Annotated in this window: 26 protein-coding genes and 1 pseudogene; 16 read left to right on the forward strand and 11 right to left on the reverse strand. The window is 55.2% G+C overall.

All coding sequences use genetic code 11. The features are described 5' to 3' along the window. Window position 1: 1 nt before the first annotated feature. On the reverse strand, window positions 2–835 hold the full coding sequence (phnC, locus tag ACZ1HV_RS05745) for a phosphonate ABC transporter ATP-binding protein (protein WP_298816328.1): 834 nt from the start codon (window positions 833–835) through the stop codon (window positions 2–4). A gap of 394 nt (window positions 836–1,229) precedes the next feature. Here phnC and ACZ1HV_RS05750 point away from each other — a divergent pair, with 394 nt between their 5' ends. The 6 genes from ACZ1HV_RS05750 to ACZ1HV_RS05775 all read left to right on the forward strand — a co-directional run bounded on the left by ACZ1HV_RS05750 (window position 1,230) and on the right by ACZ1HV_RS05775 (window position 4,585). Next, window positions 1,230–1,856, forward strand: a complete 627-nt coding sequence (locus ACZ1HV_RS05750) for a DapH/DapD/GlmU-related protein (protein WP_472717562.1) — start codon at window positions 1,230–1,232, stop codon at window positions 1,854–1,856. A gap of 78 nt (window positions 1,857–1,934) precedes the next feature. Continuing rightward, window positions 1,935–2,372, forward strand: a complete 438-nt coding sequence (locus tag ACZ1HV_RS05755; RefSeq protein WP_298816324.1) for a GFA family protein — start codon at window positions 1,935–1,937, stop codon at window positions 2,370–2,372. Beyond that, complete coding sequence (locus ACZ1HV_RS05760; protein WP_472717563.1) at window positions 2,369–2,791, forward strand: VOC family protein; 423 nt, start codon at window positions 2,369–2,371, stop codon at window positions 2,789–2,791. The genes ACZ1HV_RS05755 and ACZ1HV_RS05760 overlap by 4 nt, the downstream gene beginning before the upstream one ends. Before the next feature lie 39 nt (window positions 2,792–2,830). After that, window positions 2,831–3,403: a helix-turn-helix transcriptional regulator gene (locus ACZ1HV_RS05765; protein ID WP_472717564.1), complete on the forward strand. Its 573-nt coding sequence runs from the start codon at window positions 2,831–2,833 to the stop codon at window positions 3,401–3,403. Window positions 3,404–3,452: 49 nt separating this feature from the next. Next, window positions 3,453–4,091 carry an HD domain-containing protein gene (locus tag ACZ1HV_RS05770; protein WP_472717565.1) on the forward strand — a complete coding sequence of 213 codons (639 nt, stop codon included), beginning with the start codon at window positions 3,453–3,455 and terminating at the stop codon, window positions 4,089–4,091. Between the two features lie 128 nt (window positions 4,092–4,219). Next, complete coding sequence (locus tag ACZ1HV_RS05775; RefSeq protein WP_298816316.1) at window positions 4,220–4,585, forward strand: SpoIIAA family protein; 366 nt, start codon at window positions 4,220–4,222, stop codon at window positions 4,583–4,585. On the opposite strand, the gene ACZ1HV_RS05780 is transcribed toward ACZ1HV_RS05775, so the two are convergent. Next, on the reverse strand, window positions 4,582–5,379 hold the full coding sequence (locus tag ACZ1HV_RS05780; RefSeq protein ID WP_298816314.1) for a class II glutamine amidotransferase: 798 nt from the start codon (window positions 5,377–5,379) through the stop codon (window positions 4,582–4,584). The genes ACZ1HV_RS05775 and ACZ1HV_RS05780 overlap by 4 nt on opposite strands. Before the next feature lie 10 nt (window positions 5,380–5,389). After that, a pseudogene (locus tag ACZ1HV_RS05785) lies at window positions 5,390–6,855 on the reverse strand (aminotransferase class V-fold PLP-dependent enzyme). Window positions 6,856–6,959: 104 nt separating this feature from the next. Here ACZ1HV_RS05785 and ACZ1HV_RS05790 point away from each other — a divergent pair. Beyond that, a complete protein-coding gene (locus ACZ1HV_RS05790; RefSeq protein ID WP_298982507.1) occupies window positions 6,960–7,421 on the forward strand; it encodes an Lrp/AsnC family transcriptional regulator in 462 nt (153 codons plus the stop codon). A gap of 46 nt (window positions 7,422–7,467) precedes the next feature. Here ACZ1HV_RS05790 and ACZ1HV_RS05795 read toward each other — a convergent pair whose 3' ends face one another. After that, window positions 7,468–8,547, reverse strand: coding sequence for a class I SAM-dependent methyltransferase (locus tag ACZ1HV_RS05795; RefSeq protein ID WP_472717566.1), 1,080 nt, complete (start codon window positions 8,545–8,547; stop codon window positions 7,468–7,470). A 157-nt stretch (window positions 8,548–8,704) separates the two neighbouring features. Continuing rightward, complete coding sequence (locus ACZ1HV_RS05800; RefSeq protein ID WP_298958111.1) at window positions 8,705–11,362, reverse strand: SH3 domain-containing protein; 2,658 nt, start codon at window positions 11,360–11,362, stop codon at window positions 8,705–8,707. Window positions 11,363–11,584: 222 nt separating this feature from the next. Between ACZ1HV_RS05800 and ACZ1HV_RS05805 the strand changes: the two genes are divergently transcribed. After that, window positions 11,585–12,013: a hypothetical protein gene (locus ACZ1HV_RS05805; RefSeq protein WP_298816303.1), complete on the forward strand. Its 429-nt coding sequence runs from the start codon at window positions 11,585–11,587 to the stop codon at window positions 12,011–12,013. Window positions 12,014–12,077: 64 nt separating this feature from the next. Here the strand turns inward: ACZ1HV_RS05805 and ACZ1HV_RS05810 are convergent, their stop codons facing one another. Continuing rightward, entirely contained in the window at window positions 12,078–13,202 is a 1,125-nt protein-coding gene (locus ACZ1HV_RS05810; protein ID WP_298816300.1) for a Gfo/Idh/MocA family protein, read from the reverse strand. 37 nt (window positions 13,203–13,239) lie between these two features. Continuing rightward, entirely contained in the window at window positions 13,240–13,950 is a 711-nt protein-coding gene (locus ACZ1HV_RS05815) for a GntR family transcriptional regulator (RefSeq protein WP_298816298.1), read from the reverse strand. 178 nt (window positions 13,951–14,128) lie between these two features. Between ACZ1HV_RS05815 and ACZ1HV_RS05820 the strand changes: the two genes are divergently transcribed. From ACZ1HV_RS05820 to ACZ1HV_RS05845, 6 genes are read left to right on the forward strand one after another with little or no spacing between them, the layout of a single operon-like run. Beyond that, a complete protein-coding gene (locus ACZ1HV_RS05820; RefSeq protein ID WP_298816296.1) occupies window positions 14,129–15,283 on the forward strand; it encodes an LLM class flavin-dependent oxidoreductase in 1,155 nt (384 codons plus the stop codon). Beyond that, window positions 15,283–16,173 carry an aldo/keto reductase gene (locus ACZ1HV_RS05825; RefSeq protein WP_472717567.1) on the forward strand — a complete coding sequence of 297 codons (891 nt, stop codon included), beginning with the start codon at window positions 15,283–15,285 and terminating at the stop codon, window positions 16,171–16,173. Before ACZ1HV_RS05820 ends, ACZ1HV_RS05825 begins: the two co-directional genes overlap by 1 nt. Continuing rightward, complete coding sequence (locus tag ACZ1HV_RS05830; RefSeq protein WP_298816293.1) at window positions 16,173–16,688, forward strand: flavin reductase family protein; 516 nt, start codon at window positions 16,173–16,175, stop codon at window positions 16,686–16,688. The genes ACZ1HV_RS05825 and ACZ1HV_RS05830 overlap by 1 nt, the downstream gene beginning before the upstream one ends. A 59-nt stretch (window positions 16,689–16,747) precedes the next feature. Continuing rightward, window positions 16,748–17,338 carry a TRAP transporter small permease gene (locus ACZ1HV_RS05835; RefSeq protein WP_472717568.1) on the forward strand — a complete coding sequence of 197 codons (591 nt, stop codon included), beginning with the start codon at window positions 16,748–16,750 and terminating at the stop codon, window positions 17,336–17,338. Next, a complete protein-coding gene (locus ACZ1HV_RS05840) occupies window positions 17,338–18,831 on the forward strand; it encodes a TRAP transporter large permease (RefSeq protein WP_298816289.1) in 1,494 nt (497 codons plus the stop codon). Before ACZ1HV_RS05835 ends, ACZ1HV_RS05840 begins: the two co-directional genes overlap by 1 nt. 27 nt (window positions 18,832–18,858) lie before the next feature. Continuing rightward, window positions 18,859–19,917: a TRAP transporter substrate-binding protein gene (locus ACZ1HV_RS05845; protein WP_298816287.1), complete on the forward strand. Its 1,059-nt coding sequence runs from the start codon at window positions 18,859–18,861 to the stop codon at window positions 19,915–19,917. Window positions 19,918–20,054: 137 nt separating this feature from the next. Here ACZ1HV_RS05845 and ACZ1HV_RS05850 read toward each other — a convergent pair whose 3' ends face one another. Further along, on the reverse strand, window positions 20,055–20,537 hold the full coding sequence (locus ACZ1HV_RS05850) for a tetratricopeptide repeat protein (protein ID WP_298816285.1): 483 nt from the start codon (window positions 20,535–20,537) through the stop codon (window positions 20,055–20,057). Between the two features lie 30 nt (window positions 20,538–20,567). On the opposite strand from ACZ1HV_RS05850, the gene ACZ1HV_RS05855 reads away from it, so the two are divergent. Beyond that, window positions 20,568–21,857 (forward strand): cytochrome-c peroxidase, encoded by a 1,290-nt coding sequence (locus tag ACZ1HV_RS05855; RefSeq protein WP_472717569.1) that lies wholly within the window; start codon window positions 20,568–20,570, stop codon window positions 21,855–21,857. Window positions 21,858–22,051: 194 nt separating this feature from the next. Continuing rightward, on the forward strand, window positions 22,052–23,572 hold the full coding sequence (gene metG / locus ACZ1HV_RS05860; RefSeq protein WP_298958123.1) for a methionine--tRNA ligase: 1,521 nt from the start codon (window positions 22,052–22,054) through the stop codon (window positions 23,570–23,572). 54 nt (window positions 23,573–23,626) lie between these two features. Here metG and dapA read toward each other — a convergent pair whose 3' ends face one another. From dapA to ACZ1HV_RS05875, 3 genes are all read right to left on the reverse strand, one after another. Continuing rightward, a complete protein-coding gene (gene dapA, locus ACZ1HV_RS05865) occupies window positions 23,627–24,505 on the reverse strand; it encodes a 4-hydroxy-tetrahydrodipicolinate synthase (protein WP_472717570.1) in 879 nt (292 codons plus the stop codon). A gap of 173 nt (window positions 24,506–24,678) precedes the next feature. Further along, complete coding sequence (locus tag ACZ1HV_RS05870) at window positions 24,679–24,966, reverse strand: YciI family protein (RefSeq protein ID WP_298816276.1); 288 nt, start codon at window positions 24,964–24,966, stop codon at window positions 24,679–24,681. A 33-nt stretch (window positions 24,967–24,999) separates the two neighbouring features. Further along, window positions 25,000–25,593: a TetR/AcrR family transcriptional regulator gene (locus ACZ1HV_RS05875; protein WP_298958128.1), complete on the reverse strand. Its 594-nt coding sequence runs from the start codon at window positions 25,591–25,593 to the stop codon at window positions 25,000–25,002. Between the last annotated feature and the right edge of the window lie 67 nt (window positions 25,594–25,660).

Below are 25,660 nucleotides of genomic sequence, written 5' to 3' on the forward strand. Positions count from 1 at the left end.
TTCAGACCGCTGCTGCCGCCGGGGTCATCGCTCCAGCGGATTCTTTGTCGCCGGCTTTACCGGCATCGATGGCAGTGGAGGTCGCTGCCTCGTTGAAACTTTCATCCGCGCCGTAGATTTCGCGTGCAACGGTCGTGGTGAGCTCTTCCGGCTTGCCGTCGAACACAATGAAACCGTCACGCATACCGATCACCCGGTCGCAATAGGTGCGTGCTGTGTCGAGCGTGTGCAGATTGCAGAGGACGATCTTGTTGTCGCGTTCATGGATTTCACGCAGCGCATCCATGACAATCTTGGCGTTCATGGGATCAAGCGAGGCAATCGGCTCATCAGCCAGAAACATGTACGGGTCTTGCATGAGCGCTCTGGCGATGGCGACGCGCTGCTGCTGACCACCGGACAGTTCTTCAGCCCGTTTGGTCGCCTCCTGGGCGATGCCCAGACGGTCCAGGGCCGCAAGCGCAGTATTCACATCGCTCGCGCTGAAAACATTGAACAGGCTTTTCAAAGTACCGTGCCCGTTAAGGCGGCCCAGCATTACATTGGTGCAGACATCAAGACGCGGAACCAGATTGAACTGCTGAAACACCATGGCGCAATCACGCTGCCAACGGCGCATCATGCCGCCCCGAAGGCCAAGGATGTCGCGGCCGTCAAACAGAATATGGCCGGACGTTGCCGGGGTCAGCCGGTTTATCATGCGAAGCAAGGTCGATTTCCCCGCACCGGAGCGACCAATGATGCCGACCATTTGCGGCTCATCGATATTAAAGCTGACCTTGTTGACAGCGGTCCGAGACCCGAAGGTCTTGGTAACTTCCTGAAACTGAATCACGCGCCGACCCTGTTGGTTTTGTCCTGTGGTGCCCGGCGCACAAGAGCCACTGGATCATTACAAAGGGATGACAGCTGTTTGACTGTAACGTCAAAGATTTATGACAGATCAATGACATACATGATCGATCAACGCTCAATCACACGCAACTCCCTGAAAACCCGTAATAGGCTCAATCCCTTCGTGCTTTGGCCAGCGCTGGCGGAGAGTGACTGCTTTTTGGGGAAACCGTTTGCTCGGAGCGAAAAATCCCTGAGCAAACATCAGTCCAGTTTTGAAAATCGGCCAGCAGGAAAACAAAAAGGGTCATGGCAATGTCATCAAACCGTCACCAAGACCTGTTGCGCAAAGACTAAACCGGGTCCTCAACCACCCTTGAGCCGATGGAGATAAAATGTCCGCTCCCACCCAGAAACAGTCCCTGAATGAGGCCCCGAACGTTCATCCCGAAGCGAATGTCACCAATTGCGAACTCGGCATATGGACGGAAGTTGGGGCGCGGACAGAAATGCGCGAAAGCCAAATGTATGACTACTCCTACATCGTTCAAGAAGGAGATGTCGTTTGGACAACCATTGGCAAGTTTTGCTCCATTGCACGCCGCGTGCGCATCAATCCCGGCAATCATGCGACCTGGCGTGCTTCACAACATCACTTCACTTATCGCGCGGCAGCTTACGGACTTGGCGAGGACGATGCCGAATTCTTTGAATGGCGAAAGAACGACTGGGTCACCATCGGGCATGATGTTTGGATCGGTCACAATGCCACGGTTCTGGCCGGCGTTCATGTTGGCACCGGTGCCATCATTGCGGCGGGTGCCGTAGTCGCCAAGGATGTGCCCCCTTACACGGTGGTAGGCGGCGTCGCCGCAAAACCGATTAAACGACGTTTTTCGGAGACCCAGGCCGACGCTCTGATGGAAATTGCCTGGTGGGACTGGAACCATGAAACGCTGAAGCAGCGCTTGCCGGATTTCCGAAAGCTGGCAATAGATGCCTTTATTGAAAAATATCGATAGGTCTCTTCGAAAAAAACCATATTGAATGCCTCCCCTGCCGGTGCTTTTGTGAACGGCAAACTGAATTGGAGGCACTTGATGGCGACACGAACTGCGACCTGCCGATGCGGGCAATTGCGCGCCGAATGCGAGGGTGATCCGGTGCGCATCTCGGCTTGCCATTGCCTCGAATGCCAGAAAAGAACAGGCAGCGTGTTCGCTGTTCAGGCCCGCTGGCCTGACGATAGAGTGTTACTTTCGGGAGACTACTCCGAATGGCAGCGGGAATGTGACAGTGAGCATGTGGCGACTTACCGGTTCTGCCCCGAATGTGGTTCCACACTTGCGTTCGTGATTGAAGGCTGGCCCGGCGTCATCGCAATTCCGGTGGGAGCATTTGCAGATCCCGAGTTTCCGTCACCACGCTTTTCGGTTTACGAGCATCGAAAACATGCCTGGGTTACGGTGCCAGGCGACAATGTCGAGCACTCGTCAGACCCTTCGATCGCTTTTACGCAGGGCGAACTCAGAAAATGAGTGAGCTTGACCCCGGTTCAATGCAACACACCCAAACCACAGTTGGCGCCAGCCTCAACCGTATCATCCTCTATGTGCGCGACGTGGATATCAGTGCATGCTTTTATTCATTCTTTTTCGGCTTCAAGGTTGTGAGAACTCCAACGGACCGATTGACCGAACTCGTGCCGGAAAATGGGGGAGCGCACTTGCTGCTTCACCGGGCCGGTAAGGCTCAAAAGCTCGGCCAGGCGTCTGTCAAACTTGTTTTCGAAGTCGAAGACGTGCAGGCCTTTCGCAAAGAGGCCAACAAGAAGGGGTTGAAGTTCGGTCCCGTTCACAAGGCTGACGGCTATTCGTATTCAAACGCCAAAGATCCGGATGGAAACTCCGTTCAAGTATCCAGCCGTGCATACCGGGACCAGAACAAAGGCAAGTAGGCCTCCCTTTTCTGGCCGATAGCCTGTAACCTTTGCCGCATGAAAAACGTTCCGGCCGTTATTCCTTCCAGCTTGGGTTTGTCGCTGCGTCGTTGGCGAGTGCTGAACCGCATCAAACAAGACGTTTTGGCACACGAGCTGGGTGTTTCTCAAAGCCGAATTTCACGATGGGAAAGCGGTAAATCGCACCCAAACCACGAAGACTGCCTCAGGATTACAACGCTTCTGCGCGCTCGAGCGGACAGCGCGGCCGACAATGCGCTTCTGCATTTGGTGTCCCGGTCGAGCGACCCGGTCCACCTTGTCTGCGATCTCACCCACCGGCTTCTGGCCATGTCGCCTGCACGGGAGCGGGAATGGCGCGCGCCCGTCTCGGAGTTTCTCCACCGTCCGCTCTGGCGCTTTGCGACAGATGAAATTCGCGATGTTGAGCACCAACTGGCCGACCTTGGCTGGTTCGAACCGCGCAACGATGACATCATCTATTGGACCGAAGCTGCCGTATTTCCGGAAATGTCCATTCCGGAAAGCAAGATCCGGATTTCTAGGCTTCAGTTGTCAGACGGCAGTTTCGCGCGGCTTGTCAGAGAAGAAACGGCCAGAGCTGCATAAATTATTCAGGCTCTCGTTGGGACCGGTGTACAGCGCTAAACTGTGGGGTATGACCGATCGAACCAACACAGCCAACACAAAATCAAGTCTTGCCCGGATGGATACCGACCGACTGTCGGGTCTTCTGTCATTTCTCCAGGCCGCAGAGCAATTGAAAGACACGTTGCGGTCAGGCACCACGCGAGAGAAACGACCTGAAAGCACAGCGGAACACACCTGGCGGCTCGCACTCATGATACTGATTTTCGAGCGAGAGCTTGAAGGGATCGATTTTCAAAGACTGCTTAAACTCTGCCTCATCCATGACCTGGGCGAAGCTATTTCCGGAGACGTGCCAGCCCCGTCCCAAAGGCAGGATGACGACAGACAGGAGCGGGAGCGGCGCGACTTTGAAACGCTCTGTGCGCCGCTACCGGAAGACGTGCGCGACCATTTGATGGCACTTTGGTCGGAATATGCGGCAGCAGTGACCACCGAGGCACAATTGGCAAAGGCATTCGACAAGCTGGAGACCATGCTTCAGCATCTCCTGATGCCCCCGGGAGACGTGATCTTTTATGAATTCAATCTGACGTACGGTCGTGACCGCACGGATTTTTCTCCGCTCACCCGGCAAATTCGAGATTTGGTGGATAAAGGCACACGCCAGATAATGGAAGATCTGCAAAAACCGGCATCCGATACCTGAATGGACTTTGCAGGACAGGAAGTCTTCGCGAGCGAACCCAAGCATTTCTGGGGCTTGGACAACTGGATTGTGGCCCCTTAAGCTCATGTGAAAGGATCGATTGACCCTCACATCCGGAGAAAAAAGACATGTATTCAATCCTGCCCCGCAGCCTGGGCCCTGTCCTGGGTGTCGAGATATCCGGAAAAATAGACATCGCTCAAGAAAAAGAGCTGATCGCCAAGGCCGAAGAACTGATCGAGATACATGACAAGATCAACATACTTGTCACCCTTGGTGATCACGTCGGCACCTCGTTTGAGGCAGTTGCTGCCGACATCAAATGGATGCTCACTCACCTGGCACATCTCAACAAAATCGCCATCGTGACGGACAGCAAACTGCTTGCAACCCTGGTTGCCGTTGATGCGACCTTTGCCAAGCTGGTCGGGATCGAAGAAAAACATTTCGACAGAAATGAAATTGAAATCGCCTGGCATTGGATTGAAAGCTAACCGGCGGCGACTTCGGCGAGTTCCTCGTCGCTCACGAACGCCATCTCGGTGACTGTTCCATTTTTCACTTCGATCATGTGTCCCTGCTGAACTTCAACCCAGCAGTTTGGTGCTTCATCAAGTGGTTCGGAAACAACCATGACCCCGTCCGAGAATTTTCGGTAAAAAAGGGTCGGGGCAAATCGATCCGATGCATAGCGTGCCGCATAGAGTGTTTCGCCGTTCGACCAGGCGGATGCAAACCGCATATGCGGAGCGGTTCCGGCATATTTGGAAACCGCTTCAGCTTCGCTCACTGTTCGCGCCATTGCGGCTCGAGGGTGCAATTTCAAACCATAGGCCAAAGCGATCAGAAACAGGCTTTCGCTGTCAGTGCCCCCTGCCCTGTGGCGGTAAAGGTCATCGGGGATCATGTTGTCCAGACGCCGCCTCACGGTGTCGTATCCGCCGACCTGGCCATTGTGCATGAACGTCCAGCGCTCAAAGGTGTAGGGATGGCAATTGTCGCGCGTGGTCGCCGTGCCTGTCGACGCGCGCACATGGGCCAGAAAGTGTCCGGAGCGAACGTGACGGGCGATCTGAAGAAGGTTCGGATCCGACCAGGCCGGGCGCACGTCCTTATAGAGACATGGCGTTTCACGGTCACCATACCAGGCGACTCCGAACCCGTCCGCATTGACCGCCGTCTTACAAGAAAGCGCATTCCGGCTTTGATCGATGAGGGAATGCTGCGGGTCGCAAATCACTTCCTCCAGATATTTGGGAGCTCCACTCCAAGCGGCCCAGCGGCACATATGGTCTCCTTTAAGCGGCGTCCCGCACAGCGTTGAAGCGCGCGGTGGTCGTGTCACAGTTATAAGAGTCAGCGGCCGGGTAAGGATTGAGTGCCAGTTCCTCAACTGCTGCGATGATTGCGTCAGTCTTTTCGTCACTCATCAGCACGGAAAAGTTGAGTCTTGTCCAGCCCGGCTTTTTAAGTTCTTCACCGGACAGAATACCTGCTCTCAGCATTTCCGACTCGTCCCTGTCTATGCCCAGGAGGCGGTGGGCATAAGGTCCGGCACAGGCGCAGCCTCCACGTGCCTGAATACCGTAAAGATCAGACAGCATCCTTGTAATCAGTTGCTGGTGGATATAGCCACCACGTTCGGTATCCCTGATGCGGAAGGAAAAATTGGAAGCGCGTGCCTCGCGTTCGGATTTCCCAGAATTTCAATCGCCGGATTGTGCTGCCAGGCCGAAAGCGCTTTCGCGCGCGCCACCGCATTGCGCTCATCCATGCAGCTCTGCCCGATTGCCTCTTTGACGAGAAAGGCAAGCGCTGCACGAATGTCTCCCACCACATTGGGCGTTCCGGCTTCTTCGCGGACAGCAATTTCCTCGCAGTAATCGTGTTGCCAGGGAGATACGAAACGAACCGTACCGCCACCTGGAAAAACAGGCGTGCCCAGCGAGACTGCAGCCTTGCGTACGATCATCACACCAGAGGCTGCGGGGCCACCAATGAATTTATGCGGTGAAACCACCACGGCGTCTATCTGCGTTTCCTGCCCGGCTTTGACGTCGATCGGAAGGTACGGTCCTGAACCTGCGCAGTCCCAGACACTGAGCGCGCCGTATTTCTTTAGGACACGTGTGACCGCGTCGCTATCGGTCACAATACCGGTGACATTTGACATCATTGAAAAGGCACCGACGATCAACCGGTCCGATCCCGCGTTTTTCAGCAAGGTTTCCAGCTCATGGAGGTCCGGACCGCCATCTTCAGCTTCAGAAACCTCGACCACCTCAGCTCCGCTTTCGCGCCAAGGTAAAATGTCTGAGTGATGTTCATAGGGGCCGATGACGACCAGCGGACGATGACCTTCTTGGACCGCAGCCGACACGCCGAGAAGATGGACCAGCCTGTTCAAACCGGCCGTTGCACCAGAACCGCAAAAAACGGTGGCATACTGTTCATTCGCGCCGCAAATCCTCGCGATTTCAGAGCGTGCTGCACCACGCATACGTGTCATGGCGCTGCCACAATACGACGCTTCTGTATGAGAATTGGCGTAGACCGGCAGTATCTCTTCAAGGACGAAATCCTCGATCTGACGCAAAGCGCGCCCGGACGCGACATAGTCGGCATAGATCATTTCCCGTTCGCCGAACGGGCCAGCAATGGTTGTCCCTTCGCCAATCAGACCTGCCCGAAGCCGATCCATGAGGTCGTCACCCTTGAGTTCGTTCTTGAAGCAATCGAGCGCCGTATCGCTTGTTTGGGTCATTATGTGCTCCGAATCCGATTTCTCAGATCATACGACCCATCAAGGTTTGGCTTCCTCACCTAATGAGATTGTTTTTCTGCCAATTTTGTGTCATTTGACCCGATATGGAGAAAAAAATAGATCAGATTGATCGTGCGCTCGTCAGGGCACTGCAGCGTGAAGCGCGTCTTTCGCAAAGGGAACTTGCTGACGAGGTTGGTCTTTCCCAAAACGCCTGCTGGCGCCGATTGAAGGCCTTGCACGAGAGTGGACTTATCGAAGGGCATACCCTGCGCCTGAACCCTGCCCGGCTCGGTCTCAATCTTACAGTGTTCGTGATGGTCCGAACACGGCACCATTCCAAGGATTGGCTTAAAACCTTCCGCGATGAAGTTGCGTCGATCCCGAATGTGATCGATTTCTATCGCATCGCTGGGGACTACGATTACATGCTGAAAGTTGTTGCGGAAGACATGAACGCCTTTGATCGCATCTACCAGCGCCTCATCGAAAAGGTCGATCTGGACACAGTGACATCCTACATGACCATGGAAGCGATCGCGGACGCCCGCGATCTTCCGATTTAGTCGTTCGCTAACCGTCAGGAGTGTTCGGTTTTCTTCAAGACGACCGTCAGGATGGTTTTTTCTCAAGGTGGCGCCGATTTGGTCCTCTGCATACGTCGGCCCATATGGCTCTTTCCATGCGTTCGTAGAAGTTCTCCGCCAATTGAGCCGCTTGAAGAGGCGTGTCGCAAGACGGCCCGAACAAGTGCGTCTTCAGCGCGCTGTGAAGCACGGCGCGAGCTGCCTTGGTCTTTTTTCGAGCATAAAGGTGCGGTGTCATCAAAAGACCACCCAAAGGGTCAGCTTCCTGATCATCGCTGGACTTGATGTCCAGACACTCGACCTCGCAAGCTGTTCCCTGCGAAATTGTCTGATGAATTGCCAATCGAGCATCATCTGCCGTCAAGAACCAAACTGCGACGACGAAGTTATCGACCAGAGACCGCTCCAGAAGACCATCCTTGACCATGGCGTAAGCCGTCTCGGTTGCGAAGGGCATCAGGATACTTCGTGAAGGTGCAACCCCATTCCTGGTGTTCTTGTCTACGGTAGACCCCATCGTAGACACGATCAGACGTCCACCGGTTGCGAGCTCATGCATACGGTTTTTCACGAAAAGGGCAAAATCGTTCAGTGCTTTCTGTCTCAGAACTGCATATGCCAGCGCAGGCAACTCATCAAACCACAACGTGCCCGGCGACAAAGCCGTTACGGGCCGGCTGAGCCAGTGGGTCGCGTAAAACGCTGTCGATAGTGAGAGCGAGCTTTTCGGAAAAATCTCCTTGTAGAAATCACGCGCGACGAGCTGAACTTGTGGTGGATTTGGTTTGGAATAAATACCTTCCTGCCCGAACAATCGGCTTCTCAGGGCCGACCAGTCATTTCCGGGTAGATCCGCAAAACAGGCTGAAACGCGTCGCTTAGGCACCGATTTACGCCAAACATCAATGACGGGACGCACAGTTCTGAGAGACCCCATTCCAGGCCCACAGCCAAAATCGGCAATGGCAGGCACTTCGTTTAAGGAATGTGTCCTGCCTGCATATTCTCGTATCAGCGTTTCGTGATCTTCGATGTTTTTGATCTGATCGACGGAATTCAGGTCGTAGTCGATCATGCCGTGCGTTGCTCTGGCAGGCTCCATCATGTCTCTGCTCCTCTCTTGCACCCAGTAAACTGCCTGTGCGCATGAGGTAGGCATGCCAAGTTATGCAAACAAATTAAGTCTTTGTAATGCCGTTACGAACGCAAACAGCCGATGTCCCCGGGGAACATCGGCTGTTTCACTTCAATCAGGATTGCCGTTAGCGACGACGACCGCCTCCGCCACGGCGATGGCCGCCGCCGCCGCGCTGTGGGCGCGCCTGCTGCGGACGCGCTTGCTGTGGTCTCGACCGTTGCACATTGCGTTGGCGATTGACCTGACGATTGCCCGCATCTCTCGCCCGGCGGTCCCGGTTCAGGTGCGCCGGTGCCTGCTGAGGGCGCTGCGCCGGGCGCGTAGCAGGTCTCTGCTGAGGCCGTTGCGCTGGACGCTGGACATTGGGTCTTTGGGCCGGCCTTTGGACATTGGGCTGCTGGGCGGGCCGTTGGACATTCGGTCTTTGTCCTGCGGGAAGATTGGCAGGTCTTTGGACGTTGGGACGATTGCCCGCATTGGGCCGGTTCTGAATTCTGTCGCCAGCAGGTCGGTTCGCTATCGCTGCGCCCGCACCTGCACCAATGGCAGCCCCAGCACCGATGTCTCCAAGTCTGTTCTGAAGGTTGTCGCGTGAAGGTGCGGCAACGTCACCCCAGCGGCCACCTTCGAATTTCTTCCAATTCTCTCCATCGCGCCGATAGACCGATCCGTCGCGCCCGGCAAAGACATCGCTACGCCTGTCGAAACTGGCGACACGACCAAGATTGCCATCCTGCTTCCAACGCTGGGCTGCGTTTGCCTGCAGGTCTCGCGTCCGGGACCATTGCGGTCCCGAGACGACTGCTCCACCCCAGGAACCGTAAATTCCCCTGGCACCTCCGGCGACGATCCGGTTGCCGGTGCGTGGATTGTAGGCGCTTATGAAACCAGCACTGCCGCGTGGTCCACTGATCGCACCGCCCCTGATATAACCTCCAGTGCGCGGATTGTAGATCCCGCCTCCGGCAATGCCGCGGCGCGGTCCATAGGCATAACCATAGCGCCCGAAAGTCCCTCGTACCGGATTGTAAAAGGCACCGATTCCATAAGTAACCGGTCGCCGGAAGTAGATCGGGCGCACACCCGGGCGCCACCAGGGACGGTAGTAGTAACCTGTTCCATAAACGAAGACGCCCCAGGCAAGAAAGCCTGTCAGGTATCCCATTGTGTAGCCGTACCACACCGCATTGGGTTCACTTTCATAGACCCGGACATAAGTCACGTTATAGACCGGCGAGGAAGGTGGAATTGTGTAGATTTCATCCGGAACGGCCGTTGCAACAACAAACGGACCATCGGGATTGTCGCTGACAAACCAGACCCCGTTCTGCAGCACATAATACTTGGCGCCGACCTGGATCACCTGTTCGTTGGTGTTGACCGCATAAGACATGGATGTGCCTTGGATCGGCTCAAACTCAGGGTCTCCCGCATAGGCGACATCTGCACTCACCGAGCCCACTTCGACACGCGCAGTTGTCGGAATGCTGGCCTTCAGCCGTGCCTGGGAGGCTTCCGAAGTACCTGGGATTGAAGAGCGTACTGAGTAGTAAGGCGCATTTTCCGGAATGTTCTGAAAATCGGAAGGCATGTCCTGAGTTGTAAATGTCCAAGGCCCATCAAGGGACGCGGACTTGAACCAGCGGCCTGAAACCAGGATGTACCAGGTGGATGTGGATTTCAGGAAAAAAACATCGCTGTCGGTGTTGGAAGCCCATTCAAGATCTGTCCCCTCGACAGGCGCCAGTTTCGGTTCACCGTCAAACACGATCATTTCCGCAGGCTTGTCGGAATAGACTACCTTTGGCGGCTTGTTGTCCGCAAACGCTTCACCGGGAATGGCTTCACGCGTCTCCTTCCAGTTGTCGTCATCCGGAAGGGCTTTGATCAGTTCCGGAAGTTCTGAAGCGGCTTCCCATCCGGCTGAAACGTCCTTGGTCTTCAACCAGGATTTTTCATCACGCAGGTAAAGCTCTTTCGTCTCATCGATCTTCAAAATATCCCAATTGGTGTTGACGACGAAGCTGAGGCCCTGATCGCCCTTAACCGGCGCAAAAATGGGTTCGCCTTCGGTTTGAACCAGAATGGCCGGTTCCTTGGATATGAAAATCGGTGGAGCTTCCGAGTTCAGCCCCTGAACATCATCCATGCGCTGATACTCGGCGAGACCCGCAGTAATGCGATCTTCTTTTACCGTGATCATCCCGGTTGGCATGATCTTGCCAATTTGCAGCGAGAGGTCACCGAGCGAGCTGCGATCAAGCGCCGAGAAATCCAGCTGGGTAACCTGAATATTGCTGACATCGACGACACCCTTTTCAGGGTCCGCGACAGTCTCCCCATTTACGCCGATGACACCAAAAACGGGTGTTGCATCCTTGTCCTTTATGTATTCGGCAGCAACAAGTGCTTTTAAGGTTTTGAAATTGTCCCACTCGGTAAACTGGGGCTGATAAAGGACCAACGTTGCGCCGGCGTCCGTTTGAAACGATCTTGGCCACCCTGTTGTGTCTTCAGATTGGCTCAGCTGAAGATATTGCCCGCTGACAAAGCCGTTCTGCCCGTTGTAACTTACCGAACACCATGCACCCGTGTCGTCGCAGTTTTGAAGATCAACCTCCGCGCCATTTGGTAACGTTCCCAACGATCCGAAATTGGTTCCAGGGCCCTGACGGAAGTTCACGTTTGCCGTGGTCACGGCCGGAGCTGCAAAAACACCATTTATAAAAACTGCCTGAAAAACCAATGCAGAAGACAAAAGAACGGATAAGGACTTGCGCATAGGGCCCTCCTAAATGTGAAAAATAAGGGAGCCGGCAAACACCATCACATTGTCAAAGTTGCCAATATAGATTTTGCAACCCGGTCCAATAGTTATCCTGCACATCGCTTGAGCCAAATGTCCAGCTCGTCACAACAGCACAATGAAGCGGAACATAGTCTGAAAGCTAAAATTAATGCGTTTCAAACACATGACCTCACTGAACGAATGGAGTGTATCAACATGCAGAACCTGAAGAGATCGGTGGTTCTCCTGCTGACGGTTCTTGGATTCTCCGCATTCTGGCCGTTCACCTCTTCAACTGCACAGGCGGAAATCTTCTTTTGTCAGAGCACGCGCACTCCGAAGGGCTCGGCCAAGTACTGCAATTTTCTTCTGTTCGACAATGCCTTCACCCGCCATCGTCAGATCATTGTCGCTCAAGGCGCGCGCCGCGAAATCGCAATCAACGGCCGATATGACCTTTTCTGCGTGTTGGTACAAAACACCAAGGATGTTCCGGAAAACATCGCCTATCGCAAGCAGCAATGCCGGCAAACGGATACAGGAAGGGAATACAAGGTGCCGATCCGAACGCTCAACATGCGCAGGGGACGGGACGGCTTCAGTACAAATGCGGTCATCGATCACCTGCCCGCAACGCGCTGGTGATCGATAAAAATGCCGGCGCGACAGTGTCACGCCGGCAGTTGCCCCGGAGGAAACACCTTTTAATTCAACAGGCGACCGAGGAAAGCTTGTTGCTCATAAGAATTACAGCCTGGCCCGTGCGTGCTGACTGTTGGGCAGCAAGGCCCATTTCCACCGCGCGGCGACCGTCTTCCAAAGTTACTTCAGGAACTTGCTTTTCGCCCCGTACCACGGCAACGAAGCCTTCATGCTGATAGAAAGTCGAGCCGTTGTGGTCTCCAGCATCCAGAATTGTCGGGTCCACGGGAATGTCAATCTGGCGCGGTCCCTTGGGTTTCCGCGGGGACACGACCAATTGGGGTACCGGAGGATCGCCGAGATCCGACGGCCAGAAACGCCCTGGGCCTGGTACGAAAGCTTCGATCTTGCCTTCAGATCCGATTGCGACCACTTCTTCCTGATAACGTGAGCCTTCTGCAAACATGCAAAGTTCAAGCATTGCACGTGAGCCGTTTTCGAAATCGACAATCACATAGCCGTTGTCCAAAATGTCTGGCTGTTCGCCGTCATAAGTCTCATCCTTGTGATTGGCGTCCTGACCGGCGGAGGCCATCACGCGCACAGGTTCGCTTTTGATGATCAGGCGCATCAGATCGAAAAAGTGACAACACTTTTCAACGAAGGTGCCGCCGGAATATTTGTTGAACCTGTTCCAAGCGCCAACCTTGTCGAGAAACGGAAACCGGTGTTCCCGAATGGTGAGCATCTTGATCCCGCCGGTCGCCTCCTCAGCCTGTTCTATCAGGGCTGCAATCGGTGGCATGTAGCGGTATTCCATGGCGACCCAAACCGGAGCCGGATAAGCCGACTTGAATGTTTCCAACTCCGCCAGGTCTTTCGGGTCGGTGAAAAGCGGTTTTTCGACCAACAAAGGCAGTGGCCGCTTTTTCCGGATCTCCTCCATCTGCGGCACATGGCAATGGTTGGGGCTCGCAATCAGGATGCAATCAAGCTCGTCTACCTCGAGGAGTTCCGCAACGGACCCGACAAACTTTGCGCCAGGTGCAAACGCTGCTGCCTCACGGGCCATGTCAGCATCCGGCTCAAACACCACGGTCACTTCGGTGTCGGCAAGCAGGGCGATATTGCGCAAATGCTCCTGGCCCATCATTCCGCAGCCAACAACCCCGTATCTTACCTTTGCAGGCATTTCCTTCTCCTAGTTCCGGCGGCTTCTTGCCGTCCGCCTATTTCAACCGTTGTACGTAATGCGCCTTGTCCGTATCAAACCAGGTCCGTGAATACTCGACCGGCCTGGCTTTGTCGGACCAGCTGAAACGCTCTATATATCCGGTGAGTGTTCCAGGTGTTTTTGAGAATACGTCCGGAGCCCAATCCGGGACCTTTCCGATTGTGACCCTGTCTTCGGCGCGAACAATCCAAAACCCAAGATGCTTCTGGTAGAAGCGATACAGAGAATCTGAAAGCAGATCCTGCCGCACCATGCCACAGTCTCCGTCGAGCCAGATTTCCTCCACAGCGATCATGACCTCATTCAGGTAGCGGAGCCTGCGAATGCGAGTGCCTTCCCGGCCTGTTCCGAAGGCTGGCAGCTTGTCCGGCTTAGGCAGGCGATCCACAGTGAGTATGTCGGCCCGCGGCAGACCACCTCCGGACAAAAGCTCCAGGCGGAACATCGCATAGACGCTTTCCTGTGTGCCTCCCTGACGTACGTAATTCCCCGAGCCCTGAATTCGCTCAAGTAAGCCTTTATCCGTAAGGTCCGCTAGCGCTTTTCGCAAGGTGCCGATGGATATCCCAAGCTCTTCCGCCATGTCACGTTCAGGCGGCAGCCGCTCTCCATCGATCAGCCGTCCAGCCGCAATATCTCTTATCAAAAGCTCGCTGATCTGCACATAAAGCGGCAGCGCTCCAGACGTTTGCGAGGCGGTTGGCATGATGTTTTTGTTGCCTGATCTTCAAAATTGATACACTATTGATTTACATCAAAACGGGTGATATGCAAGAAGAAATCGAAGGCAAAATGAAGCCATTCGAAAACAAACGAAAACACCCCGACAGCCAGTCAAAGGCAGTATCAGAGGGTTGAAATGGTCAGTCCCAGGGAGGCACTTTATGACCGTAGTCCCAGTCACTTCGCCGGACCTTGATGCAGCGGAAGTTTCCTGGTTTGCCGCACTTTGCTCCGACGACTATCAGTTTCTGGGCGTACCGGAGGGCGACCTGCGCTCTTCGTGGAAGCATTGCTCGTCAATTGTGAAGACAGCAGAGGCTCAGGGCTTTCGAAACATTCTGTGCCCGTCCTCTTATCAGGTGGGTCAAGACACGCTGAGCTTCGTTGCTGGCTGCGCACCGATTACCGAAAAAATCAATCTCCTGGCAGCCGTGCGCTGTGGCGAAATGCAGCCGATCATGCTGGCGCGGACAATCGCGACGCTCGATCACATGCTCGAGGGCCGCCTGACAGTGAATATCATTTCGTCCGATTTTCCGGGCGAACAGGCTGACAGCGGTTATCGTTACCAGCGCTCACGTGAAGTGGTTGAAATCCTGAAACAGGCCTGGACACAGGACGAAATCAACTACGAAGGCGAAATCTACAACTTCAAGAACCTGACGACGGATCCGGTCCGGCCTTACCAGACAGGCGGTCCCCTGCTCTATTTCGGCGGCTACTCGCCGGCAGCACTGGAGCTTTGCGGCCAGCATTGCGACGTCTACCTGATGTGGCCCGAAACAATGGGGGAGCTGGAAGGCCGAATGAAAGCGGTCAATTCCGTTGCTGAGAAGTACAACCGCACTCTCGATTATGGCCTGCGGGTTCACATGATCGTGCGGGATACGGAAAAGGAAGCGCAGGAATACGCCGACTACATCGTCTCGAAACTCGACGATGCACAGGGGACGGCAATCCGTGAACGTGCGCTCGACGCCAAGTCTCTGGGTGTCAGCCACCAGGCAAAGAACCGCGAGGTCGCTGACGAGTTCGGATACATCGAACCAAATCTTTGGACCGGGGTTGGACGCGCCCGCTCAGGCTGCGGCGCGGCACTGGTCGGTTCGACCGATCAGGTCATGTCGAAGATTGAGGGCTATCAGAAGATGGGCATTCGAGCTTTCATCTTCTCAGGTTACCCGCACCTTGAAGAAGCAAAACATTTCGGCGCCCGTGTATTGCCGAATTTGAAAACATGCTCGCTGCCCCATGCCTATGGCCGCGTACCTGCAGAAACACCGGCAACACCACTCGGCAACGGAGTCCGCCGCTGATGAACCGCGTCAAACTTACAGACACCCTGGAATTTTCCCAACTGGTCTACGGCATGTGGCGGCTGGGTGACGACACAGATACTTCTCCTGCTCATGTCGAGCGGAAAATCCAGATTTGCCTTGATCAAGGTATTACGACGTTCGATCAGGCAGACATCTACGGCGGCTATGCTGCAGAAGCGGTGCTCGGCGGCGCATTGAAGGCAAACCCATCGCTGCGCCAGCGTATGGAAATCGTCACCAAATGCGACATCGTTGCACCGGCAGGCCGATACGCCGATGCCAAGGTGAAATACTACGACACCAGCCGCGCTCATATCGAGAAGTCCGTCGACATTTCGCTCTCCGAGATGGGTATCGAGACGATTGATCTTCTTTTGATCCACCGCCCGGACCCGCTGATGGATCACCATGAGACCGGAGCGACGCTCGACGATCTGATCAAAAGCGGCAAAGTAAAGAATGCAGGCGTCTCCAACTTCCGGCCCTGGGACTGGGAGCTGCTGCAATCGGCCATGTCAAACAAGCTGGTGACCAACCAGGTCGAGATCAGTCTGAAGGAAATATCTCCCTTCACAAACGGCGACCTGGCATTCCATCAGCGACTTGGTACAAAGCTCATGGCCTGGTCTCCCCTAGGTGGTGGTGCACTGATTTCCGAAGCTGGCCAGCTTGGAGCAGTGATGGACGAGATTGCAGGCGCACATGGCGTTGACCGCTCCGCGGTGGCAGTCGCATTCCTTTTGGCGCATCCGGCCGGACTACTGCCGGTGATGGGCACAAACAACACCGACCGCATAGCAAAAATCTCCGATGCCCTGAAAGTCTCGATAGATCGTGAAACCTGGTATCGGCTTTATGAAGCCGCTCTTGGCAACGAGGTGCCTTGATGACCATGCAAAATGCCAATCATCCCGTAACCTTCGAGCCGGATTCAGACAATACACGGCTGTTGCGCGACGCTTTTGGGCGTTTCGCCACCGGGGTTACCGTCGTGACCACGCATTCGGCGGATGGTCCTGTCGGCATCACCGCCAACAGTTTTTCGTCCGTTTCTCTGGAGCCGCCGCTTGTGCTCTGGATGCCGGACAAGGGATCGCGGCGTTTTCAGTATTTCGAAGAGGCCGAACATTACGCCATTCATGTCCTCAGCCACCATCAGGCGGAAGTTTGCAATGGCTTTGTGCGCAATGCGCACGCATTCGATCAGCTGCCACACAGAATAGACGAAAAAGGCATACCGCTGATCGAGAATTGCCTTGCGCGTTTCGAGTGCAAGCGTTTTGCTGCCTATGAGGGAGGCGATCACCTGATTGTTCTGGGTCAGGTGTTGCAGGCGGAAATGCGCACCGGTGACGCTTTGACATTTTTCTCGGGCAAGCTCGGGCAAATCGCTCCACGGTAAGGGCGGACTGCGGGGCGATACTGAGCCCCGCCGGGAGTAAAAACTTGGGAGGGGCCCTCATGGGCATTTTGCTTGCGGTGTTAGCACCGTTTGCTTTCGTCAATTCGTATTTGTTGCGTCTTGGCCGAGCTATTGGCGTCGTCGCTGTCGCCCTGATGGTTGTTGCGATCCTGATCCAGGTCGTATTCCGCTACGTTTTCAACAACGCTCTTCCATGGCCTGATGAGGCCGCTCGTTTCTGCATGCTCTGGATGGCAGGCCTCATGGCGCCGACGGCCTTTCGCCGGGGTGGCTTTGTTGCCATTGACATGCTGGGGCAGGCCCTTCCTGTTATGATGGGTAAGGTGCTGACACTGTTCCTGCTGCTCATTTCGCTGGCCGTTCTGGTCGTTTCCGTGCAAATCGGATATTTCGAAGTGACCGGGTTTGGCGGAAAATTCGCGACCGCCTCTCTTTACATTCCGGGCAATTTCTCACTGACAGAGTGGATCAGGGTTCCTCGCAGCTGGATGATGCTGTCCATGTTCGTGGGCGTGATCATGCTGACACTGGTCAATATCGAACTGATCCTGAGAAATCTTATCTCTCTCCTTGGCGGCGATGACCGGATGCCGGTCATGCCCGAAGCAGACATGGCGGGGGCAGACTGATGCTTATCTGGTTCCTACCTGTCTTCCTTGTTTTCCTGATGATCGGATTGCCGGTCTTCTTCGGTCTCCTGGCAGCGCCTGGCATCCTGCTTTGGATGAACGGCCAAGAGCGGGATATCACCCTTCTCTACCGTAACGTTTACAACGGTATGGACAGTTTTCCTCTGATGGCGATTCCGTTCTTCATGCTCGCAGGCGAGCTGATGAACAAAGGCGGTATCACCATGCGCCTCGTGGAGTTTTCGCAGGCGCTGATGGGACACCTGCGGGGTGGTCTTGCCCATGTGAACATCCTGTCTTCGATGCTGTTCGCCGGGCTTTCCGGTTCTGCGGTCGCTGACACGTCAGCGCTCGGGTCAATGCTGATCCCGGCGATGGAGAAACAGGGCTATACGCGAAAGTTCGCAGCTGCGGTGACGGCTGCTTCGTCAGTTATAGGTCCGATCATTCCGCCATCCGGCATCATGATCATCTATGCGTATGTCATGGGTGAAAGCGTCGCCGCGCTGTTTCTGGCCGGTATTGTTCCAGGCGTCATGGTCGGCATCGGCCTGATGCTCATGGTGCGTTTCATGGCGGATAAATACGATCTTCCGAAAGCGCAGCGGATCGTCAATCCAGGCCAGTCCATGGCGCCGGTCGAAAAATGGTTCTCGTTCGCCGTTCTCCGGATCAACGTCGCAGGTCTTGCAACCGTGACAGCGACCGGCATTGCGTCCACGCTCGGATTTGAACCCTTCTCCTACACCGTCACACTCCTGCTCTTTGTCGTGATGATGGTGCTGGCGCATTTCCTGCTCGTCAGCCTGCGCGGGGTGGTTTCAAGTGATTTCCGGGTGGTGTGCAAAAAGGCTGTCGCACCTCTGCAAACGCCGATCATCATTCTGGGCGGTATCTTGCTCGGTGTCTTCACGCCAACCGAAGCAGCGGCTGTCGCCGTCGCCTATGCACTTCTGATCGGTTTTTTCGTTCTTCATTCCCTGAAGATGAAAGAAATCCCGGGTGTTTTGAACAGGGCCGGCATTACGTCTGCCGTTGTGCTTTTGCTGGTTGGCGCTGCAATGGCTTTCAAGACGGTCGTCAGTTTGAGCCATGCCCCGGAAACGATGGCCGCGTTCGTTCTCAGCCTCTCTGAGAACCCGTTGATCCTACTTTTCCTGATCAACATGCTGCTATTCGTCGTCGGCATGTTTTTGGATGCAGGTCCGGCCATCATCATTCTCGGCCCGATCCTCGGACCCATCTTCACGTCCATGGGTGTCGATCCGATCCATTTTGCCATTATCATGAGCGTAAACCTGACCATCGGTCTGGCCACTCCGCCAATGGGCCTTGTCCTCTTTGTCGCGGCATCGGTCTCACGAGAACGGGTTGAGACCATCGCCAAAGCAATTCTGCCGTTCCTGGCGGTAGAGATCGCAGTGATCTTCTTGATCACTTATATCCCGGCACTTTCCATGACGATTCCGCGTCTGACCGGATTTGCCAACTGATTATGAGCTTTTAAAGGGAGGTACCTAATGCTCAAATCTGCACTGAAAACGCTCACCGTTGCGGCGATGCTCGCCGGATCGGCCTTGAGTGCCGTTGCCGCGGATTACACTTTGCGTGCAACTGCAAACTCCAATGAAAACGATGAGGACTATGACGGCCTGATCGTGTTCAAGAATTTCGTGGAGTCCGCCTCGAACGGCGCCATTGAAGTTGAACTCTTCATCGGCACGCAGCTTTGCTCCAACGGTGCCGAGTGCCTCCAGGGTGTCGCTGGCGGTGCGATCGACATCTACATTTCGACGTCCGGCGGCGCTTCGGGCATTTTCCCGTATGTGCAGGTTCTCGACCTGCCTTACATGATGGCCGACGACCGGATTGCCGAGCATGTTCTGTCCGGCGACTTTGTCCGCACAATGCGCGCCATGGCACTGGAAGACAGCCAGAACGCCATTCGCCTCATGACTGTAGGCAACACCGGCGGCTGGCGTAACTTTGCCAACACCAAGCGACGTGTTGCAAATCCGGCTGATATGGAAGGCCTGAAAATCCGGACCGTCGTCGCCGACCTTCCGCAGGAACTGGTCAAGGCCCTTGGTGCTTCCCCGACCCCGATTCCGTGGCCGGAGCTGTTCACATCCTTCCAGACCGGTGTTGTTGAAGGCTCCAAGAACGGTATCACCGACATCATGGGCATGAAGTTCCCGGATGCCGGTCTGCAGTATGTCACTTTGGACGGCCATGCCTACATGGGTGCTCTCTGGTGGATGAGTAACGAGAAGTTCCTCTCCATGCCGGAAGACATGCGCCGCGTTGTTCTTGACGGGTTCTATGCCCTGCAGCAGGCGACCTTCGCCTCTCCGAAGCGTAAGTCCATCCAGGCTTATGAAGACTTCGTTGCCGGTGGCGGCGATCTCTACGTACCGACCCCGGAACAGAAAGCGGCCTTCAAAGAAGCGGCTTCTCCGGTCTACGACTGGTTCAAGGATAACGTGAACCGTGGCGGCGAAATCTTCGGTGCGCTGGAAGAAGCTGTTGCTGCGGCTGAAACCGACATCAACGGTGCGCGCGACGCAGACCTGAACTGATCCTTCGGATCGCAAAGGGAGCCCGGCGATTTCATTGCCGGGCTCCCGCATTTACGAAGCTTTCCAGATGCTTGAATTGACAGTTTCTGGTATTGCCTGGGAAAATAAGCCGGCCAAAGCGTTTGGCCGGTTCCACGTCATCGGAACGGATACATCCAAACCTTGTAGTCATCGACCAGGATATGCGCCTTCTCAATTTCATCCTTCGTCATTTTCTTGACCACTTCCTCAAGCGAGATCGCCGCATCAGGATCGCCGCCGATCGCGGAAAGGGTGTACCACATATAGGCGCGTACCAGATCGGGTGCCGGCATTCCGCGACCGATTTCATAATACCAGCCGACGCCGGACTGAGCTCCCGGGTGCCCCTTCATTGCGCTTCGGAGATACCATTCAAACGCCCTCTGATCGTCCCGTGCAACGCCAAGCCCCATGGCATACATGATGCCGATAAGCTCTTCGGCATCCGCGTTGCCGGACCGCGCAGCCGGCCAGAGTTCCTTCATCGCCTCTTCGTAGCGATTGGCCTCCATGAGGTCGCGCGCTTCCTCGATTTCGGCGAGCGCAGGTGTATTCATCAGCACAAGCCCCAACAAGGCGGCTTTCAGGGTTTTCGTCATCGGCTCTTGTCGTTCCCCGTTGTTCTTCTCATGTCAGCCCCGGCGTATGCCACGGAATTGCCAGCGTCACTCACTTCAGACGATTTCATCGCCTTCGACCAAAAGCAGGCGGCGCTCGGCCAGCTCCTGTTTTACGACAAGATCCTGTCAGGTAACAGGAATATTGCCTGCGCCACGTGCCATCATCCAACGCTTGGAACAGGTGACCGGCTGTCGCTTGGCATCGGCGAAGGCGGATCCGGTCTAGGTACAGAGCGCACGGCCGGCAAAGGCGGTGACCGAATTAAGAAGCGGATTCCACGAAACGCGCCAGGCCTTTGGAATCTCGGGGCAAAAGGCCTTCACACGCTCTTTCACGACGGGCGTTTGTCAATCGCCGAAACATACGAAAACGGCTTCAATTCTCCTGCCGAGGAATGGCTTCCAGAGGGCCTTGAAACACTGCTGGCCGCTCAGGCGATCTTTCCGCTTGTCGCCCAGTTTGAGATGGCGGGAAATCCGAGAGAAAACGAAGTTGCCGGCGCAGTACACGATCGCATCGACGCATCCTGGCCAATCCTTGCCAAACGCGTACGCGTCATACCCGAGTATGGTCGCCTGTTTGTCGAAGCGTTTGATCACATAGATACGCCGGATGAGGTCACAATTGCCGAAGTTGCCAACGCGCTTGCGGCTTTCCAGGCTGTGGAGTGGGAAAGCTTCGACAGTCCCTTCGACAATTATCTGGCTGGCGACAAGGCGGCCCTCTCACCCGCTCAGGAACGTGGCCTTGAGCTTTTCTATGGAAAGGCGCAGTGCTCCAGCTGTCACTCTGGAAGTCTGCTCAGCGATCAGAAATTCCATGCTATTGGCCTGCCGCCATTCGGGCCGGGCAGAACCCGCCGCTTCGATCCCATGGTGCGCGATGTTGGCCGAATGGGAGAAAGTGACCGGCTGGAAGATGCCTACAGGTTCCGCACCCCGATGCTGCGCAATGTGGAACTGACTGGCCCCTATGGTCACAATGGGGCTTATCCAACACTTGAAGGCATTGTTCGCCATCACCTGGATCCGGCTGGCAGTCTGGCCTCTTGGCGGCCTGAAACTGCCTCACTCCCGAATGCGCCCTGGCTGGAGGCAATTGATTTTGTCGTCTGGAATGACAAACGGGAAATGGCACGGCATGCTAGGTTTAGAGACATTGCCCCCATTGCTTTGAGCGACGACGAGATTTCCGATCTGGTCAGCTTCCTGAAAGCCCTGACAGGAACAGCCTCGGTTGCCAATCCCCCGTTCGGTATTCCGAAAAGCGTTCCGAGCGGCTTGCCGATAGACAAGTAATTGTTCAAGCAACGTCCTTTGGTGCATCTGCCCGATCAAATGGCCTGCCATGCTTTTCACCAGCCAGGGCTTTCAATGGGCACATGAGTGTGAAATATAGCTTCGACTTCATATATTCGGCACAGACGGTCGCTTGCGCCCGATAACACTGTCGACAGACTGCCACTACAGGCCAAGATTTCGAAAGCGTTTGGATGAAAAGCTACATCACCACTCCGATCTACTACGTCAATGGGTCCCCGCATATCGGTCATGCCTTCACGTCGGTGATGGCTGATATCCTAAAGCGGAACCGGCAGGCGCTGGGGTATGAGCTGATGCTGTCCACCGGCGTTGACGAGCATGGCCAGAAAAATCAGGAAGCAGCGAGCGATCTCGGCATGCCGGTCGAAGAGTTTCTCGATATGCGCTGCAAGGAATTCCGCGACGTTTTCGACAAGCTTGACGTCCGGTATGACTATTTTGTCCGGACGAGCCGCGAAGGGCACAAGGTGGCTGTCGGTGGCATGGAGCAGTCGATCTTCGACAAGGACCTGATTATCAAGAAGAATTACACCGGCACCTACTGCAAGGGTTGCGAGGAGTTCAAGAAGGAATCCGATCTCACCGAAGAAGGCCAGTGCCCTCTGCACCCGACCATGAAGGTCGAGCATACGGAAGAAACAAACTACTTTCTGAAGATGGAGCCGTTTCGCGAGCGGTTGCTGAAGCACATCGCCGACAACCCGGACTTCGTACAGCCGGAAGCCTTCCGAAACGAGCTGAAACAGATGCTGTCAGATCCGCTCGAGGATCTTTGCATTTCGCGTCCAAAATCCCGCGTAACCCTTGGCGTCGACCTGCCGTTCGACACCGAGTTCGTTACCTATGTCTGGTTCGACGCGCTTGCCAACTATCTGACCAACATCGACTGGCCCGACGCCAAGTATGAAACCTGGTGGGCAGAATGCGAGCATTTGATCGGCAAGGACATTTTGAAACCACACGGGGTCTACTGGCCGATCATGCTGATGGCCGCTGGCCTACCGTTGCCAAAGAAACTCTCCGTGCACAGCCACTGGGTTGGGGCTGGAGGCGTGAAAATGTCAAAATCCATCGGAAACGTTGTCGACCCGATCGAAGTGATCGAGAAACTCGGCATTGATGCACTGCGCTGGTACCTGGCCCGTCATATGCGCGCAGATAGCGACAGCCAGATTTCAGTCGAACTGATCACACAGACCTACAACAGCGAACTGGGTAACAAGATCGGCAATCTTCTGTCACGCGCCGCCAAGTTTTCCAAGGCGCGGTTTGACGGCACGTTACCTGTGCCTGGCCCACTGTCGGCTCAGGACGAAGCCATTCGTAAAGCAGTCGTGGACGCCACAGCTGGTTTGGGTGAATGGGTCGATCTCGCCGACATTCCTGCAAGAGTGCAGTCGATCATCACTGTCGCGGACGAAATGAACAACTATTTCGCTGAGCAGGCTCCCTGGGAACTCATCAAGAATGATGACACCAGGGAACGTTGCCAGACCGTGATTTATGTGACGCTGGACAGCTTGCGCATCGTTATGGAAGCCCTGCTACAGGTCATTCCCGCATCCGCCGGTCGCGCGTTGAACATGCTTAACGCACCTGAAGCTCCACAGCCCTGGAAGCCTGAACTGGACAAGCTTCAAGGTGGCGGCGAACTTGGCGAGATAGAGACCCTGTTCCCGCGTGTTCAATAGCAACAGCAATGCAGACATCGTAAAACGCCCCCACCGGGGCGTTTTTTCTGCCGGTTACAATAGCCCTGCCGCTCCCATTGCCTGATTAAGTGCTTGCTTCGTCTCGTCAGTGACTGGTGTCAAGGGCAATCGCACCTCATCGCTGCAGCGGCCGAGCCTGGACAAGGCATATTTGACGCATGCTGCCGGCGGCTCAAGGAACACAGCGCTATGGAGAGGCAATAGCCGATCTTGAAGCGCACGTGCACAGCCCAGGTCTTCTGCCAGCGAGGCTTCCTGAAATTCGGCACACAGGCGCGGAGCAACATTGGCCGTCACCGAAATGCACCCGCTTCCGCCATGTGCATTGAAGCCGAGAACCGCTGCGTCTTCCGCACTGAGCTGGATGAAATCAGTTCCGCACTTGGCGCGTTGCTGACTGACCCGCTCCATGCTGCCAGTCGCATCCTTGACGCCGATAATCCGCGGCCAGCTGGCCATCTGAGCCATTGTGTCCGGCAAGATATCGATCACGCAACGCCCGGGAATGTTGTAGAGAATGATCGGCAGATTGCTGTTGTCATGCAGAACCTGGTAGTGGCTTAAAAGGCCCGCCTGGTTCGGCTTGTTGTAATAGGGAGTAACAATGAGCGCTGCGTCGGCGCCAACGCTTTCTGCGTGTTGCAGCATGTCCAGCGACTGAGCGGTCGCGTTCGAGCCCGTTCCCGCGATCACCGGGAGCCTGCCGGCCGCGAATTCTACGACGCGTTTCAAGATTTCCTTGTGTTCCAGCTTTGAAACTGTCGGACTTTCGCCGGTTGTGCCCACAGCGACAATTCCATGGCTGCCTTCTTCGACATGCCACTCAACAAGGCGTTCCAAAGTCTCGTAGTCCACCTTGCCGTTCTTGAAAGGGGTCACAAGAGCAGGAATGGATCCTCTAAAGTCCGGCATTCTGGTCTCCCGCCTGCAGCAAATGTCTTCGCGCCGCTTCGTATCTGGTCATCTTCAAGAACGAAGCTGTGACACTAAACGGTGCGCAATTGCAACCTGTGCAATATGCTGGTCACGTCTCTCCCAACTGCAAATCTATTGCCCGCCGTGTCCGGAAACAGGCCTGTGCGGATTTAAGCCGCCAAAAAGTTCAGCCGCTCATCCAGTCTTGCCGGTGTGATTTCAAGGATGTCGGCACTGACTACCTCTTCCGCAACAAAGGGGTCACTTGAGACAAATCTCTCCAGTTCTTCACGCGAAACCCGGTGTGCAAGGATGCCACCGCCCTGATTTGGCTGCAGGCTACCCACCATCAGAAACATGCCCTGATCGAAACCTTTCTGGATCCAGGCTTTATGGTCCGCGATAAACTCACCTGCCCGCTCCCTATTCTTTGAAAATCTCAATGTGACAACAAACATCGGTCGTTAACCTCGCAATAATAATTGTTTCGTTCAGGTGGATGAAGGAATTCGGCGACCTGTGACAGCGATCTCATGCAGCCAGTCGGTGATCTGTTCGACCTCACGGCGCACATACACTTCGTCACCAAACGCTTGTGCAAGGCTCGCCACACCCTGGCTCCAACCCAGAACGTGAAGCGCATGCAGCTCAGCGTCCTTGCCAAAACCCAGCGCTCCGAACTGACGCTGAAGCCAATTGCGAAAGAGAGCCATGATCTGGTTGGCCCTGGTCCTTGAAGGATGGTTCAGCTTCGCAAGTTCAGCCGTCATCGTGCCGACCGGGCAGCCATATGCCATGATCTTTGATTGGTTCACGATGACAATTCGGATGAAACAAATGATGCGCTGGACCGGGTCGTCAGCTGTTTCGTCCCATTTGGCCAACAACGTCTCGCGGTCAGCCAATCGCTTGTCGATCACCGCATCGAGGATCTCGTCTTTGGTCTTGAAATGATAGTAGAAGTTGCCTCGCGAGATGTTCACAGCCTTGGCAATGTCGGCAAAGGATGTCTGCACAAATCCTGCGCTGTAGAACAGGTCATCAGCTGCCTCGACAATCTGCTGACGCGTATCGATTGCTGCCATTGCTTTGCTTTCCCATTTGGTGACTTGCCGTGTCCTAAAGGGTCATTAGGACAATTGACCTAACAAT

The sequence above is a fragment of the Roseibium sp. JB4-4 genome (assembly GCF_055693425.1).